General features: G+C 62.4%; 13 protein-coding genes. 11 read left to right on the top strand and 2 right to left on the bottom strand.

Features of this window, described 5'->3' with window-relative positions; genetic code table 11:
* The first annotated feature begins 17 nt into the window (after window positions 1–17).
* Window positions 18–941 carry a GNAT family N-acetyltransferase gene (locus tag AC070A_RS16045; protein WP_057255014.1) on the top strand — a complete coding sequence of 308 codons (924 nt, stop codon included), beginning with the start codon at window positions 18–20 and terminating at the stop codon, window positions 939–941.
* A 62-nt stretch (window positions 942–1003) separates the two neighbouring features.
* Window positions 1004–2137 carry an AAA family ATPase gene (locus tag AC070A_RS16050; RefSeq protein WP_112995696.1) on the top strand — a complete coding sequence of 378 codons (1134 nt, stop codon included), beginning with the start codon at window positions 1004–1006 and terminating at the stop codon, window positions 2135–2137.
* Between the two features lie 51 nt (window positions 2138–2188).
* Here AC070A_RS16050 and fsa read toward each other — a convergent pair whose 3' ends face one another.
* Window positions 2189–2842, bottom strand: coding sequence for a fructose-6-phosphate aldolase (fsa, locus tag AC070A_RS16055; RefSeq protein ID WP_057255016.1), 654 nt, complete (start codon window positions 2840–2842; stop codon window positions 2189–2191).
* Window positions 2843–3019: 177 nt separating this feature from the next.
* Here fsa and AC070A_RS16060 point away from each other — a divergent pair, with 177 nt between their 5' ends.
* From AC070A_RS16060 to AC070A_RS16095, 8 genes are all read left to right on the top strand, one after another.
* Window positions 3020–5236: a primosomal protein N' gene (locus AC070A_RS16060; protein WP_112995697.1), complete on the top strand. Its 2217-nt coding sequence runs from the start codon at window positions 3020–3022 to the stop codon at window positions 5234–5236.
* Window positions 5237–5374: 138 nt separating this feature from the next.
* The gene (locus AC070A_RS16065; protein ID WP_057255018.1) at window positions 5375–5761 is read left to right on the top strand and encodes an AGROH133_08824 family phage infection protein; all 387 of its coding nucleotides are present in this window, start codon (window positions 5375–5377) and stop codon (window positions 5759–5761) included.
* A 262-nt stretch (window positions 5762–6023) separates the two neighbouring features.
* Window positions 6024–6584, top strand: coding sequence for a F0F1 ATP synthase subunit delta (locus AC070A_RS16070; protein ID WP_058325691.1), 561 nt, complete (start codon window positions 6024–6026; stop codon window positions 6582–6584).
* The gene (atpA, locus tag AC070A_RS16075) at window positions 6584–8113 is read left to right on the top strand and encodes a F0F1 ATP synthase subunit alpha (protein WP_057255020.1); all 1530 of its coding nucleotides are present in this window, start codon (window positions 6584–6586) and stop codon (window positions 8111–8113) included. The genes AC070A_RS16070 and atpA overlap by 1 nt, the downstream gene beginning before the upstream one ends.
* A 27-nt stretch (window positions 8114–8140) precedes the next feature.
* The gene (locus AC070A_RS16080) at window positions 8141–9022 is read left to right on the top strand and encodes a F0F1 ATP synthase subunit gamma (protein ID WP_058325690.1); all 882 of its coding nucleotides are present in this window, start codon (window positions 8141–8143) and stop codon (window positions 9020–9022) included.
* A 24-nt stretch (window positions 9023–9046) separates the two neighbouring features.
* On the top strand, window positions 9047–10564 hold the full coding sequence (gene atpD, locus AC070A_RS16085; protein ID WP_113736640.1) for a F0F1 ATP synthase subunit beta: 1518 nt from the start codon (window positions 9047–9049) through the stop codon (window positions 10562–10564).
* 119 nt (window positions 10565–10683) lie between these two features.
* A complete protein-coding gene (locus AC070A_RS16090; protein WP_057255102.1) occupies window positions 10684–11085 on the top strand; it encodes a F0F1 ATP synthase subunit epsilon in 402 nt (133 codons plus the stop codon).
* Between the two features lie 254 nt (window positions 11086–11339).
* The gene (locus AC070A_RS16095) at window positions 11340–12767 is read left to right on the top strand and encodes a mannose-1-phosphate guanylyltransferase/mannose-6-phosphate isomerase (RefSeq protein ID WP_112995698.1); all 1428 of its coding nucleotides are present in this window, start codon (window positions 11340–11342) and stop codon (window positions 12765–12767) included.
* A gap of 223 nt (window positions 12768–12990) precedes the next feature.
* Here the strand turns inward: AC070A_RS16095 and AC070A_RS16100 are convergent, their stop codons facing one another.
* On the bottom strand, window positions 12991–14094 hold the full coding sequence (locus AC070A_RS16100; RefSeq protein WP_057255024.1) for a saccharopine dehydrogenase family protein: 1104 nt from the start codon (window positions 14092–14094) through the stop codon (window positions 12991–12993).
* 125 nt (window positions 14095–14219) lie between these two features.
* Here AC070A_RS16100 and AC070A_RS16105 point away from each other — a divergent pair, with 125 nt between their 5' ends.
* Entirely contained in the window at window positions 14220–14651 is a 432-nt protein-coding gene (locus AC070A_RS16105) for an Lrp/AsnC family transcriptional regulator (RefSeq protein ID WP_057255025.1), read from the top strand.
* The last annotated feature ends 22 nt before the right edge of the window (window positions 14652–14673 follow it).

Consider the following 14673-nt stretch of genomic DNA (forward strand, 5'->3'; position numbering starts at 1 on the left):
AAGAATCGGATCGGACTATGGTGGGACGGGATTCGGTGAACGGATTCGCGCATTTTGCTGAAGTACTCGCCCTGGTCTCACAGGGAAAACCTGGTCACATCGTTGACACCCTGATTGCCGAGCGCGGGCAGCGCATCGTCAAGAGCCCGATGTGGCCGTTGATGCGACCTTTTCTCTACGCGTTGCTGAACTACCGCAAGGCGCACGAGTTCGCCGATGCGGTCGCCAACATGCCCGGCTTCCAGGCCTTCGAACATCTGAGTTCGCTTCTCTCGCTGGAGGTGCGGGTCGACCGGGCCGAGCGCATTCCGGCCAAGGGCGGCTTCCTGCTCGTCAGCAACCATCCGACCGGCATTGCCGACGGTATCGCTGTTTTCGACCTGCTCAAGACACGGCGGCCGGACATGATGTTCTTCGCCAATCGCGACGCCATCCGCGTCAATCCACGCTTTGTCGAGATGGTCATCCCGGTCGAATGGCGCGAGGAGCACAAGAGCAAGCTGAAGGCCCGCGAGACGCTGCAGGTGACCAACCGGGCGATCGGCGAGGGCAAGGCGACGGTGCTCTTCCCTTCCGGGCGCATCGCCTATTGGGCGGACGGCTGCCTCAACGAGCGGCCGTGGAAGACGTCTGCGGTGGGCTTTGCGCGCAAATACGGCCTGCCGATCCTGCCGGTGCACATGAGCGCCCGCAATTCCGGCCTGTTCTACTGGTTCGCCAAATGGTCGACGGAACTGCGCGACATGACCGTGTTCCACGAGCTGCTCAACAAGAAGGGCGACTTCTTCGATTTCCGCATCGGCAACCTGATCCCGCCGGAGGCGCTGGAAGGTGAGCCTGGCGAGGTGACGAAGGCGCTCGAGCGGCACACGGTGTTCGATCTGGCCATGGACGCGGACGTGGCGTTCCAGCCCCGGTTGCAAGCAGAGGTCGCGCTCTAGCGATCAGCCGCGCCATGCCTGCCGGGCTTCACGCCGTGCGGCGGATCGGCTAGGTCTTGGGCATGCAGCTTCAATCCATGTTTGCCGAAAACTACCGTTCGTTGAAGTCGATCCGCATGGATCTGACGGGCGTCAACCTGTTCATCGGCGAGAACGGCGTCGGCAAGTCCAATCTCTATCGTGCGCTTCAACTCGTGCAGTCGGCGACGCGCGGCACTCTGGCGCGCGAGATCGCGGAGGAGGGCGGGATGTCGTCGGCGCTCTGGAGTGGCCGCCGCCGCGCCGACAAGCCGGCGCGCATAAGGCTCGAGACCGAGTTGCTGGATGAGGAGCGGGCGATCACCTTTCGCTACCGCATCGAGGCCGGGCTGCGTCCGCCTTTGGCGGCCGCAGGGTTTGCCTATGAGCCCCAGGTCAAGGAAGAGGAACTGACCGTTGAAACCGGCCGCCGTCCCGTGACGATGATGAAGCGGTCCGGCCCCGGCATCTTCGTGCGCGGCGACCGCGGGCGGATGGAGGACTATCCGGAAACGGCTCTGACCTCGGAAACGGCGATCTCGCTGCTCGGCGATGCCGGCCACTATCCGGAGGTCGGCACCTTTCGCCGCGCGGTCGACCAATGGCGGTTCTTCCATGGCTTCCGCACCGATCGCGATTCGCCGTTGCGGTTGCCTTGCCTCGCCGTGACGGCGCCGATGCTTGACGAGACGGGTGTCAACATGGCTGCGGTGTTTGCGACGCTCAGGCACACACGTGAGGATACGGTTGATCTCGATCGAGCGGTCGCCGACGCCTTCGGCGGCGCCTATCTCGACGTTCCCGAACCGGGACAGTTTGCCGAGTTTTCGCTGGTCTTTCCGGATTTCCCCAACCGGCCGTTTTCGCCGCGCGAGCTGTCGGATGGGCAGATGCGGTTCCTGGCGCTGGCGGCGGCGCTGCTTTCCTATCGCCGGCCCCGGTTCATTGCGCTGAACGAGCCGGAGACGAGCCTGCATCCGGACATGCTGCCGGCGCTCGCCGACATGGTCGCCAGCGCTTCGCGCGAAAGCCAGATCTGGATCGTCACTCATTCTGAGCGGTTGGCGGAGGAAGTGCGCCAGCGTTGCGGCATCCGTCCGCGCCGGGTGATCCGCAAGGACAGCGCCACCTGGATCGATGGCATGCGGCTGACGGGGCTGATGGACGACGACGAGTAGGCAACAAAAAACCCCGCAGCGATGCGGGGTTTTCATTCATTCCTGAAGCAATCAGGCGATCTTCTGGCCGGTCTTGGCCCAGTCGGCCAGGAACATTTCGAGGCCCTTGTCGGTCAGCGGGTGCTTGACCAGAGCCTTCAGCGTTGCCGGCGGCGCGGTGATGACGTCGGCGCCGATGAGGGCGGCTTCCTTGACGTGGTTCACGGTGCGGATCGAGGCTGCAAGGATCTCGGTCTCATAGCCGTAGTTGTCGAAGATGTGGCGGATCTCGCGGATCAGGTCCATGCCATCGAAGGCGATGTCGTCGAGGCGGCCGACGAAGGGCGAAACGAAGGTCGCGCCGGCCTTGGCGGCGAGCAGGGCCTGATTGGCCGAGAAGCACAGCGTCACGTTGGTCTGGTGGCCGTCCGAGGTCAGCGCCTTGCAGGCCTTGAGACCGTCGAGCGTCAGCGGCAGCTTGATGCAGATGTTGTCGGCGATCTTCGAAAGAACGGCCGCTTCCTTCATCATCTCGGCGTATTCGGTGGCGGTCACTTCAGCCGAAACCGGGCCTTCGACGATCGAGCAGATTTCCTTGGTGACTTCCGTGATGTCGCGGCCCGACTTCAGGATCAGCGACGGGTTGGTGGTGACGCCATCGAGAAGGCCGAGATCGTTCAGCTCGCGGATTTCCTTGACGTCGGCGGTATCAACGAAAAATTTCATGGAGTCACTCCTTGGGCACGATTGCCGCTCGGGCGCATCTCTACCGGGGAGGAATTCCGTTGGCAGAGATCGCGCGCGTTGAAACTCTGGTGGAACCGTGACAAACCCTGCGCCGGCAAGGCTGCGGTTCGCAGCGCAGTTTTCTTTAACCGAAACACGTGGCAAGGTCACGGCAAAATGACTCGCGATTCAACCGATTTATTCGGCGATTTGCTCGGGCCGATTTCTGCCCGTCGCGTCGTGCCGGTCCTGGTGCCCATGCCGGCGCCGAAAGCCTATTCCTATGCGGTTCCCGACGGCATGGCGGTCGAGCCGGGCTCGATCGTGCAGGTGCCGCTCGGCCCCCGTCTCGTCGTCGGCGTGGTCTGGGATGGAGACGATGACGGCAATGTCGATCCGAAGAAACTCAAGACAATCGAGAAGGTTTTTGACTGCCCGCCGCTGACGAGGGACATGCGAACTTTTCTTGACTGGGTTGCTGCCTACACTGTGACGCCGCCGGGGCTCGTCGCGCGCATGGCGCTCCGGGCACCGGCGGCCTTCGATCCGGAGCCGATGGTGGAAGCGCTGCGCCTCACGGAGATGCGACCGGAGCGCATGACGGCGGCTCGTGAGCGCGTCATCGCGACCGCGAGCGACGGCCTCTCCTGGACGCGCTCCGGGCTTGCGCATGCGGCCGGCACATCGTCGAGCGTGATCGAGGGGCTGACGCAGCAAGGCGTCTTAGAAACCGTATTCATGGCGCCGCCGCCGGTGGTTGCCTTGCCTGATCCCGATTTTGTCGCGCCCCGGCTCGAAGGGCCCCAGAAGGATGCGGCAGCCGATCTCCTGGCGGCGGTGGAGGAGGGCGGCTTCTCTGTGTCGCTGATCGACGGCATCACCGGCTCCGGCAAGACCGAGGTTTATTTCGAGGCGATTGCCGCGACGCTTCGGGCAGGCAAGCAAGTGCTGATACTCTTGCCGGAGATCGCGCTGACATCGAGTTTCCTCGAGCGCTTCCAGGATCGTTTCGGGGCGAAGCCGGCGGAGTGGCACTCGGACCTTGCGCCGCGGACGCGCGAAAAGGTCTGGCGCCAGGTGACGACCGGCACGGTGCGTGTCGTTGCCGGCGCGCGGTCCGCGCTGTTCCTGCCGTTCGAAGAGCTCGGTCTCATCATCGTCGACGAAGAGCACGACCCGGCCTACAAGCAGGAAGACCGCGTCTTCTACAATGCGCGCGACATGGCGGTCGTGCGCGGTCGGATCACCGGCTTTCCCGTCGTGCTCGTCTCGGCGACGCCATCGGTCGAAAGCCGAGTCAATGGCGAAGTCGGCCGTTACAAGCCGATCCACCTGCCGACGCGTTTCGGCGATGCGGCGCTGCCGCGGCTCGGCGTGGTCGATATGCGCCAGCATCCGCCGGCGCGCGGCGGCTTCCTTTCGCCGGTTCTCATCAACCAGATCGGCAAGGCCGTTGAGCGCGGCGAACAGGCGCTGCTTTTCCTCAACCGCCGCGGTTATGCGCCGCTGACGCTCTGCCGCGTCTGCGGCCATCGCTTCCAGTGCCCGGACTGTTCAAGCTGGCTCGTCGAACACCGCTTCCGCGGGCAGATCCAGTGCCACCATTGCGGCTATACGGAGAAGACGCCGGAGGCCTGCCCCGAATGCGGCACGCTCGATCATCTCGTTGCCTGCGGCCCGGGGGTCGAACGCATTGCCGAGGAGGTGGAGCGGCATTTCCCCGAGGCGCGCACGATCGTGCTGTCCTCCGACCTCATGGGCGTCAAGCGGCTGCGGCTGGAACTCGACGCCATTGCGCGCGGCGAAGCGGACATCGTCATCGGCACCCAGCTTGTCGCCAAGGGGCATAACTTTCCGCTGATGACGCTGGTCGGCATCGTCGATGCCGACCTCGGCTTGGCCAATGGCGATCCGCGGGCAGCCGAGCGGACGTTCCAGCTTCTTTCGCAGGTGACCGGCCGCGCCGGGCGAACCGGCCTCAAGAGTCTCGGCCTGTTGCAGACCTACCAGCCGCAGCATCCGGTGATGCAGGCCATCGTCTCCGGCGATGCGGATGCCTTCTACGACCGAGAGATCGCCGAGCGCGAAAAGGCCTTGCTGCCGCCCTTCGGCCGGCTCGCCTCGCTGATCGTTTCGGCCGATACCCGTCAGGATGCCGAGGGCCATGCGCGGGGCTTGCGCATGGCTGCGCCGCGGACCGACGGCATCACCATTCTCGGCCCGGCGGAGGCGCCGCTGGCGCTGATCCGTGGACGGCATCGCTTCCGCCTGCTGGTGCATGGCCGGCGCAACAGCGACATGCAGGCTTTCGTCAAGGCGATGATCGCCGCCGGCCCCAAGGAGCGCGGCTCGATCAGCGTCCAGCTCGACATCGATCCCCAAAGCTTCCTGTAAATTCAAGTTTCCTGTGATCGTCGCGTTGAACAGGCCGCGGGCGATTCACAACCGGGGCGACATGCGCTAGAGGTCAAGGACGCGCCGCTTCGGCCGAAGACGAAACGGCATGACAAGGGCTCATCTGCAGGAACGGGCATGGAATTCTACATTCCGACGGAAACCGGCGAATTCCTCGCCTTCTGCGCGGCCGTGGCTGCGGCGCTGATCGGCGTCGTCATGCTGTTTGCGCCGCGGCTTACCTTTCGTGCGGCTGGCATCGGCATTGCCGAGGGGCGGCGCGGCGGTTATGCCGAGGCACGCTCCACCATGGGCGGCATGCATGTGGGGCTCGGCCTTGCCGCGATCCTCCTGGCGCAGCCGATGGTCTATCTTGCAGTCGGAGCGGCGTTCGCGCTTGCCGCCTTCGGCCGAATCCTCTCGATGATGAGCGACAACGGCGGCACGGTCTACAACTGGCTGGCGCTCTTCGTTCAGGCGGCACTCGCCATCCTTCCGCTCGCATACGTCTTCGGCATGATCTGATCGTGCCGCGGGCCGTTCCGCGATTCACAACGCAGGAAACGAATTTACGGCAAAATTCGGCCAAGGTGGCCGACTTATGCCGCATTCCTGCCGTTCGCGTGTTGCGAGTCCAAACATCCTATGCTAGACGAACCGCGAATTGCGGGGGAAGTGGGTCGCCAGGCCTCGATATCCTGCAAATTATTGCAGCAAATTCAAGAATTTAAGTTGACGGCCCACCGCCAGCTCGGTTCTTGGATGAAAATGAGAGAAGCTTGTGCCCGTGGCAGACACATCCCAGCTTATTTCCGGTGTTGCAGAAAGATACGCGTCCTCGCTTTTTGAACTCGCGCTCGGCGCCGGTTCCGTCGAGGCAGTCGGCGCGGATCTGACCCGCGTCCAGGCCCTGATCGACGGCAGCGATGATCTGAAGCGGCTGATCGTAAGCCCGGTCTTTTCTGCAGACGACCAGTTCAAGGCCATTTCGGCAGTTGCCGAGAAGGCTGGTATCTCCGGGCTCGTCGGCAACTTCCTCAAGGTCGTTGCCCGCAATCGCCGCCTCTTCGCGCTGCCGGGCATGATCAAGGCGTTCCGCCTGATCGCCGCACGCCATCGTGGCGAAGTCTCCGCCGACGTCACGTCGGCCCATGCGCTCTCTGCAGTGCAGGAAAACGAATTGAAGGCGACGCTGAAAAGCGTCACCGGCAAAGACGTGACGGTCAACGTCACCGTCGACCCGTCTATTCTTGGAGGTCTGATCGTCAAGGTCGGGTCCCGCCAGATTGACACCTCCCTTCGCACCAAACTCTCTACCCTTAAGCTTGCACTGAAAGAGGTCGGCTGATGGATATCCGCGCCGCGGAAATTTCCGCAATTCTCAAAGATCAGATCAAAAATTTCGGCCAGGAAGCAGAAGTCTCCGAAGTCGGTCAGGTGCTTTCCGTCGGTGACGGTATTGCCCGCGTCTACGGCCTCGACAATGTTCAGGCAGGCGAGATGGTCGAATTCCCGGGTGGAATTCGCGGCATGGCGCTGAACCTCGAAGCCGACAACGTCGGTGTCGTTATTTTCGGTTCGGACCGTGACATCAAGGAAGGCGACACCGTCAAGCGGACCGGCGCCATCGTGGACGTCCCGGTTGGTCCGGAACTGCTCGGCCGCGTCGTCGACGCGCTCGGCAACCCGATCGACGGCAAGGGCCCGATCAACGCCAAGCAGCGCTCGCGCGTTGACGTCAAGGCTCCGGGTATCATTCCGCGCAAGTCGGTTCATGAGCCGATGTCGACCGGCCTCAAGGCCATCGACGCTCTGATCCCGGTTGGTCGTGGCCAGCGCGAGCTCGTCATCGGCGACCGCCAGACCGGCAAGACCGCGATCATCCTTGACACGATCCTCAACCAGAAGGCCATTCACGACAATGGTCCGGAAGGTGACAAGCTGTATTGCGTCTACGTCGCAATCGGCCAGAAGCGTTCGACGGTTGCCCAGTTCGTGAAGGTTCTGGAAGAGCGTGGCGCTCTGCAGTACTCGATCATCGTTGCTGCAACCGCATCCGACCCGGCTCCGATGCAGTACCTCGCACCGTTCGCCGGTTGCGCGATGGGCGAATACTTCCGTGACAACGGCAAGCATGCCCTCATCGGCTACGACGACCTGTCGAAGCAGGCTGTTTCCTACCGTCAGATGTCGCTCCTGCTGCGCCGCCCGCCGGGCCGCGAAGCTTATCCGGGCGACGTTTTCTACCTGCACTCCCGCCTGCTCGAGCGCGCTGCAAAGCTCTCGGACGACAATGGCGCCGGTTCGCTGACGGCTCTGCCGGTCATCGAAACGCAGGGCAATGACGTTTCGGCGTTCATCCCGACCAACGTGATCTCGATCACCGACGGCCAGATCTTCCTTGAAACCGACCTGTTCTACCAGGGCATCCGTCCGGCCGTTAACGTCGGTCTGTCGGTTTCGCGCGTCGGCTCTGCCGCGCAGATCAAGGCGATGAAGCAGGTTGCCGGCTCGATCAAGGGCGAACTCGCTCAGTATCGTGAAATGGCCGCCTTCGCGCAGTTCGGCTCGGACCTCGATGCCGCTACGCAGCGCCTGCTGAACCGCGGTGCCCGCCTGACCGAACTCCTGAAGCAGCCGCAGTTCTCGCCGCTGAAGACGGAAGAGCAGGTCGCGGTCATCTTCGCTGGCGTCAACGGTTACCTCGACAAGCTGCCGGTCAACCAGGTCGGCAAGTTCGAGCAGGGCCTGCTTTCGTACATGCGTTCGGAAGGCAAGGACATCCTGGAAACCATCCGCAAGGACAAGGCGATCTCCGACGACGTCAAGGGCAAGCTGAAGGCTGCAATCGACAGCTTCGCCAAGTCTTTCGCCTGAGCGGATTTCATTTAGGACGGATAACGGATGCCTTCACTTAAGGATCTGAAGAACCGGATCGCCTCCGTCAAGGCGACGCAGAAGATCACCAAGGCGATGAAAATGGTCGCCGCGGCGAAGCTTCGGCGTGCGCAGGAGGCGGCCGAGGCCGCCCGGCCTTACTCGCAGCGCATGGCTACCGTTCTCGCCAACATCGCTCAGGCGGTTGGTGCGGACGACAGCGCGCCTGCCCTGATGACCGGAACCGGCAAGGACGATACGCACCTTCTGGTCGTCTGCACGGCTGAACGCGGCCTTTGCGGCGGCTTCAACTCGCAGATCGCCCGTCATGCCCGCGACCACGTTCGCAAGCTGCTCGCAGCCGGCAAGACGGTCAAGATCATCTGCGTGGGCAAGAAGGGCTTCGATATTCTGCGTCGCGAATTCGCGTCGCTGATCATCGATCGTGTCGACCTGCGTGAAGTCAAGAAGATCGGCTTCGAAAACGCCGACCAGATTGGCCACAAGGTCATCGCGCTCTTCGAAAAGGGCGAGTTCGATGTCTGCACGCTGTTCTACTCCGAGTTCAAGTCCGTTATCGCCCAGATTCCGACGGCTCAGCAGCTGATCCCCGCTTCGGCCGGCCCGGTCGCAGCGGAAGCATCGGATGCTTCGGCCGTCTATGAATATGAGCCGGACGCGGGCGCGATCCTGAGCGACCTCATTCCGCGCAACATTTCCGTGCAGATCTTCCGGGCCCTGCTCGAGAACGTCGCCGGCGAAATGGGCGCGAAGATGAGCGCGATGGACAATGCGACGCGCAATGCTGGTGAGATGATCAACAAGTTGACGCTGAACTATAACCGTCAGCGCCAGGCTCAGATCACCAAGGAACTCATTGAAATCATCTCGGGCGCGGAAGCGCTCTAAGGTTACGGAAAGAGGGTAAGGATTATGGCTAAGGCAGCTACCCCGAAAGAAACCGCAGTGGAGAAGAAGCCCGCTGCACCGAGGAAGGCAGCTTCCGCCAAGACCGCAGCAGTTGCCGCAACCGGCGCTGTCGGTCGCGTAACGCAGGTCATCGGCGCCGTCGTTGACGTCGTGTTCGAAGAAGGCCAGCTTCCGCAGATCCTGAACGCGCTGGAGACCGACAACCACGGTAACCGCCTCGTTCTCGAAGTCGCTCAGCACCTCGGCGAAAACTCCGTCCGCACGATCGCCATGGACTCGACCGAAGGTCTCGTGCGCGGCCAGCCGGTCACCGACACCGGTGCGCCGATCACGGTTCCGGTTGGCGACGAAACGCTCGGCCGCATCATGAACGTCATCGGCGAGCCGGTCGACGAAGCCGGTCCGCTCGTTACCTCGGGCAAGCGCGCGATCCACCAGGATGCGCCGTCCTACGTCGAGCAGTCGACGGAAGCACAGATCCTTGTCACCGGCATCAAGGTCGTCGACCTTCTCGCGCCTTACGCAAAGGGCGGCAAGATCGGCCTCTTCGGTGGTGCAGGCGTCGGCAAGACCGTTCTCATCATGGAACTGATCAACAACGTCGCCAAGGCGCACGGTGGTTACTCGGTGTTTGCAGGCGTGGGTGAACGCACCCGCGAAGGCAACGACCTCTACCACGAAATGATCGAGTCCGGCGTTAACAAGCAGGGCGGCGGCGCAGGCTCCAAGGCTGCGCTCGTTTACGGCCAGATGAACGAACCGCCGGGCGCCCGCGCTCGCGTCGCTCTGACGGGCCTCACGATCGCTGAAGACTTCCGCGACAAGGGCCAGGACGTTCTGTTCTTCGTCGACAACATCTTCCGCTTCACCCAGGCAGGTTCCGAAGTGTCGGCTCTGCTCGGCCGTATTCCTTCGGCCGTGGGTTACCAGCCGACGCTGGCGACCGACATGGGTCAGATGCAGGAACGCATCACCACGACGACCAAGGGTTCGATCACCTCGGTTCAGGCCATTTACGTTCCGGCCGACGACTTGACCGACCCGGCGCCGGCTACCTCGTTCGCCCACCTGGACGCAACGACGGTTCTGTCGCGCTCGATCGCCGAAAAGGGCATCTACCCGGCCGTTGACCCGCTCGACTCCACGTCGCGCATGCTCGACCCGATGATCGTCGGCGAGGAGCACTACGAAGTGTCGCGTAAGGTGCAGACGACCCTGCAGCGCTACAAGTCGCTCCAGGACATCATCGCCATCCTCGGCATGGACGAACTGTCTGAAGAAGACAAGATCGCCGTTGCCCGCGCTCGTAAGATCGAACGCTTCCTGTCGCAGCCGTTCTTCGTCGCCGAAGTCTTCACGGGTTCGCCGGGCAAGCTCGTCGCTCTCGAAGACACGATCAAGGGCTTCAAGGGCCTGGTCAACGGCGAATACGACCACCTGCCGGAAGCTGCCTTCTACATGGTCGGCTCGATCGAAGAAGCGGTCGAAAAGGCCAAGAAGCTGGCTGCTGAAGCCGCTTGATTGCACTGTTAAGCCTCGGCGCGATCCAAGCGCCGAGGCTTTCATCCTGCCTTATCAGAAGGCAGGGAAGACATGCACAGCCGCCTTTTAGGTGGCGCGCCCACGAGAAGTGAATGGTCATGGCCGATTTCAACTTTGAGCTTGTTTCCCCCGAGCGCCTGCTCCTCTCCGAAAAGGTGACGGAAGTCGTCATTCCGGCGACCGAGGGCGAGATGACCGTGATGGCCAATCACGCTCCGACGATGACGACGGTCAAGCCCGGCGTGGTCACGGTGAAGACGGCGGACGGCAAGACCGAGCGCTTTGCTGTGTTCGGCGGCTTTGCCGACATCCTGCCGACCGGCTGCACGCTTTTGGCCGAGTCCGCCGTCCACGTCGACGAACTCGACCGTACGGTTCTTGAAAACCGCATCGATGCGGTTCGTGCCGAGCTGGAAGGCGCCGGCGACGAGAAGAAGACCCGTCTCGAGCAGTTCGTCGCCGAACTGACGAAGCTCGGCGAGATCGTGATCCCGGCCTGAAAGGGACACCCGGAAGGGTAATGCAAATCCGAAAGCCCCGCCTTCGTGCGGGGTTTTTTGTTGATCGCGAGTTCTTTGCCGTGACGCTTCGCTTAAGTGGAGCGGGATGCGGGCGGACAACCGTATACCCTTCCTCATCAGTATTAGCCTTCGCGTCGGTGAATGGCTTGCCCGGATCGGCGCTTTAGCTATTCTTCATCAGAAGCCCTTTATTGGTCCCTGAAAGTTCAGCTCAAAGAAGAAGAGGCGCCGGCATGACGTCAAAGATTGTTCCGGTGATCATGGCGGGCGGGCGCGGCACCCGTTTGTGGCCGCTCTCTCGCGCCGCCGCTCCGAAGCAATTCCTGCAGATCCTTTCCGATCGTTCACTGTTCCAGCAGACGCTGGAGCGCGTGCGCGACGCCGGCCAGTTCGAGCCGGCCATCATCGTCACCAACAGCGACTTTCGCTTCATCGTCGCGGAGCAGGCGCGGGCGATCGACGTACATCTGGGCGACATCCTCCTTGAGCCGGTTGCACGCAACACAGCGCCGGCGCTGACTGCCGCGGCTTTCCAGGTACTCAGCCGTTACGGCAAGGGTGCGGTCATGCAGGTGCTTGCTTCTGACCATGAGATCGATGCCGGCGAGGTCTACAGGGATTGCATACTCAGGGCGCACCAGGCCGCCCGCCACGGAGAACTGGTGACCTTCGGCATCACGCCGACGGAACCGGCGACCGGCTACGGCTACATCGAGCGCGGCGAAGAACTGACGGCTGGCACGAACCGTGTGGCGCGGTTCGTCGAGAAGCCGGACCGCGCCAAAGCCGAGGCAATGCTCGAGACCGGGCGCTACCTCTGGAACTCCGGCATGTTCATGCTGCCGGTAAAACCCTTTCTTGATGAGATGAAGCGCCACGCGCCCCAAGTCTGGGAAGCGACGAAGCTCGCGGTCGACGGGGCTCAGAAGGATCTCGACTTCACGCGGCTGAATGCCGAGAGCTTCGCGGCCGCGCCTGATATTTCAGTCGATTATGCGGTCTTCGAAAAGACCGAGCGGGCAGCCGTGGTGCCGTCTTCCTTCCTCTGGTCCGATCTCGGCAGCTGGGACGCCGTCTGGAAGACGGGAGAAAAGGACGGCGACGGCAATGTCGTCACCGACAAGGCCACGGTGTCGAACACGCGCAATTCGCTGGTCCTGTCGCGCGACATTCACCTTGCAGTTCAAGGGCTGGACGATGTCGCCGTCATTGCCGGCGAGGATGCCGTCTATGTCGGACGGCTGGCCGATAGCCAGAGCGTCGGTTCCATCGTCAAGACGCTGGCGAAGTCGCCACAGACGGCGGCGCTGACCGAGATACACCCGACGTCCTATCGCCCCTGGGGGGCGGTCGCGGCCATTTCGGACGGAGAACGCTTTGCCGTCAAACGTCTGCGCGTGAACCCCGGCAAGAAGATCTCACTGCAGAAGCATCATCATCGGGCGGAACATTGGATCGTGGTGCGCGGCACGGCGGAGATCACGATGTCCGGGGAAACGCGAATGCTGCACGAGAATGAGTCGGTCTATATTCCGCCGGGGATCGTGCATCGGCTTCACAACCCGGGCAAAATCCCGCTGGAACTGATTGAGGTGCGCACCGGCTCCTATCTCGGCGAAGACGACATCATCCGTATCGAGGACGAATTCGGCCGAAGCTAAGGGGTAATCCCTTACTGCATGTCTCCTTGAATCGGCCTCGATTTAAGGACGAAGACCTGCAGCAAATCAAAGTGCTAGCGACCTTTGCGCGTCTGATGAGACTGCGCCGCAGGCCCGAATGATCGGACGACACGAAAAAAGCCCGGGCCAAGACCCGGGCTTTGCGTAGGTGAGAGCGGGAGGGCTGTCCCGCTCCAAATTCGGCACGCTTATAGCTGATGGATCAGCCGGCGACGCGCTCGGTTTCGCCCTTCTGAGCGTAGTAGTGGCCGAAGCGGTTTGCGAGGAAGGTGTCGAGGCTGATGTCTTCCTGGCGAACGAAGCCCTTCGAGGCGATCTTGCCTTCGGCGAGCAGATCGAGCACGGCGCAGATGCTGCCTGCCGTGGTGATCTGGATACCGCTCTGCATGCGGCCGGCAACGACGCCGCTATAGACCTTGTTGGCGTAGGTTTCCTGGATCAGGCGGCCGCTGCGGAAGCCCGAAACCGTAACGAAGATCACGACGACGTCCTGGGTGGTGGTCGGCAGGGCGTTCTCGAAGATGTCCTTGAGGACTTCGCGGCGGTGGCGCAGGCCGAGGTCGTTGAGGAGCGCCTTCATGATGGCGGCATGGCCCGGATAGCGGATCGTCTTGTAGTTGAGCGTGCGAACCTTGCCCTTCAGCGTTTCGCAGAGGGTGCCGAGACCGCCCGAGGTGTTGAAGGCTTCATAGGTGACGCCGTCGAGCGAGAATTCTTCGCGCTCTTCCATGGCCGGCACTTCGATGAGGTTGTTTTCGACGATCGCTTCGCAGGGCTCGATATATTCGTTGATAACGCCGTCGGTGCTCCAGGTAAGATTGTAGTTGAGCGCGTTCGACGGGTACTGCGGCAGGGCGCCAACGCGCATGCGCACGCTTTCCAGCGTCTCAAAGTGGCTGGCGAGATCGTTGGCGACGATCGAGATGAAGCCCGGTGCGAGGCCGCACTGCGGGATGAAGGCGGTGTTCGCCTTGGCGGCGATCGCCTTGACCTGGCGAGTGGATTCGACGTCTTCGGTCAGGTCCAGGTAGTGGATGCCGGCTTCAGCAGCGGCTTCGGCGATGGCGACCGTCAGGTGGAACGGAGCGGCGCTGAGGACGGCAAACTTGCCCGACAGAAGAGCGACGAGCTGCTTCTTGTCGGCGATATCGACCGTCGCGGTCGTGATAGCAGCGTGCTTTTCCACCTGCTCCAGCTGCTCGGCGCTGCGGTCGGCGACGCAGACGCTGTAGTCGCCGGTATGGGCGAGCATGCGAGCGATGGTGGAGCCGATCTTGCCTGCTCCGATGACGACGATATTCTTCATTCTTTCCCCCAGGGCATGAGAACTGTGTGTGCCCCTATTGTCGTGGGAGGGGTTGTTGATTTGAAGCGCTGAAACGACTAAATCGCCTATAGATATTCGGCAGATTGCCCAACCGGACCGACGAAATGCAAATCACGGATAAGGATCGAGAGCTCCTCGCCGTCCTCAGCGAAAATGCCCGCATGCCGACGGCGACGATCGCGCGCCGGCTCGGCCTGTCGCGCACGACAGTGCAGGCGAGGATCGAGCGGTTGGAGCGCGAGGGAATCATCGCCGGCTATGGCGTGCGCCTGTCGGAGAGCTACGAGAAGGGGCTGGTCAAGGCGCATGTGCTGATCACCATCGCGCCGCGGGCGCTGAGCCGCGTGACCCCCGAACTCAGTGCCATCCGTGAAATCCAGACGCTGCATTCTGTCAGCGGCAGTTTCGATCTTATCGCGGTGGTCGCGGCGACGTCGATCAGCGAACTCGATCTTCTGATCGATCGCATTGGCGAGATCGACGGCGTCGACCGGACGCTTTCTTCGATTATCCTTTCGACCCGGATCGATCGGTAGGCCGTTGCTTTCCTAAGTCAGC

It is taken from the genome of Ensifer sp. GW101-20A05, from assembly GCF_059424735.1.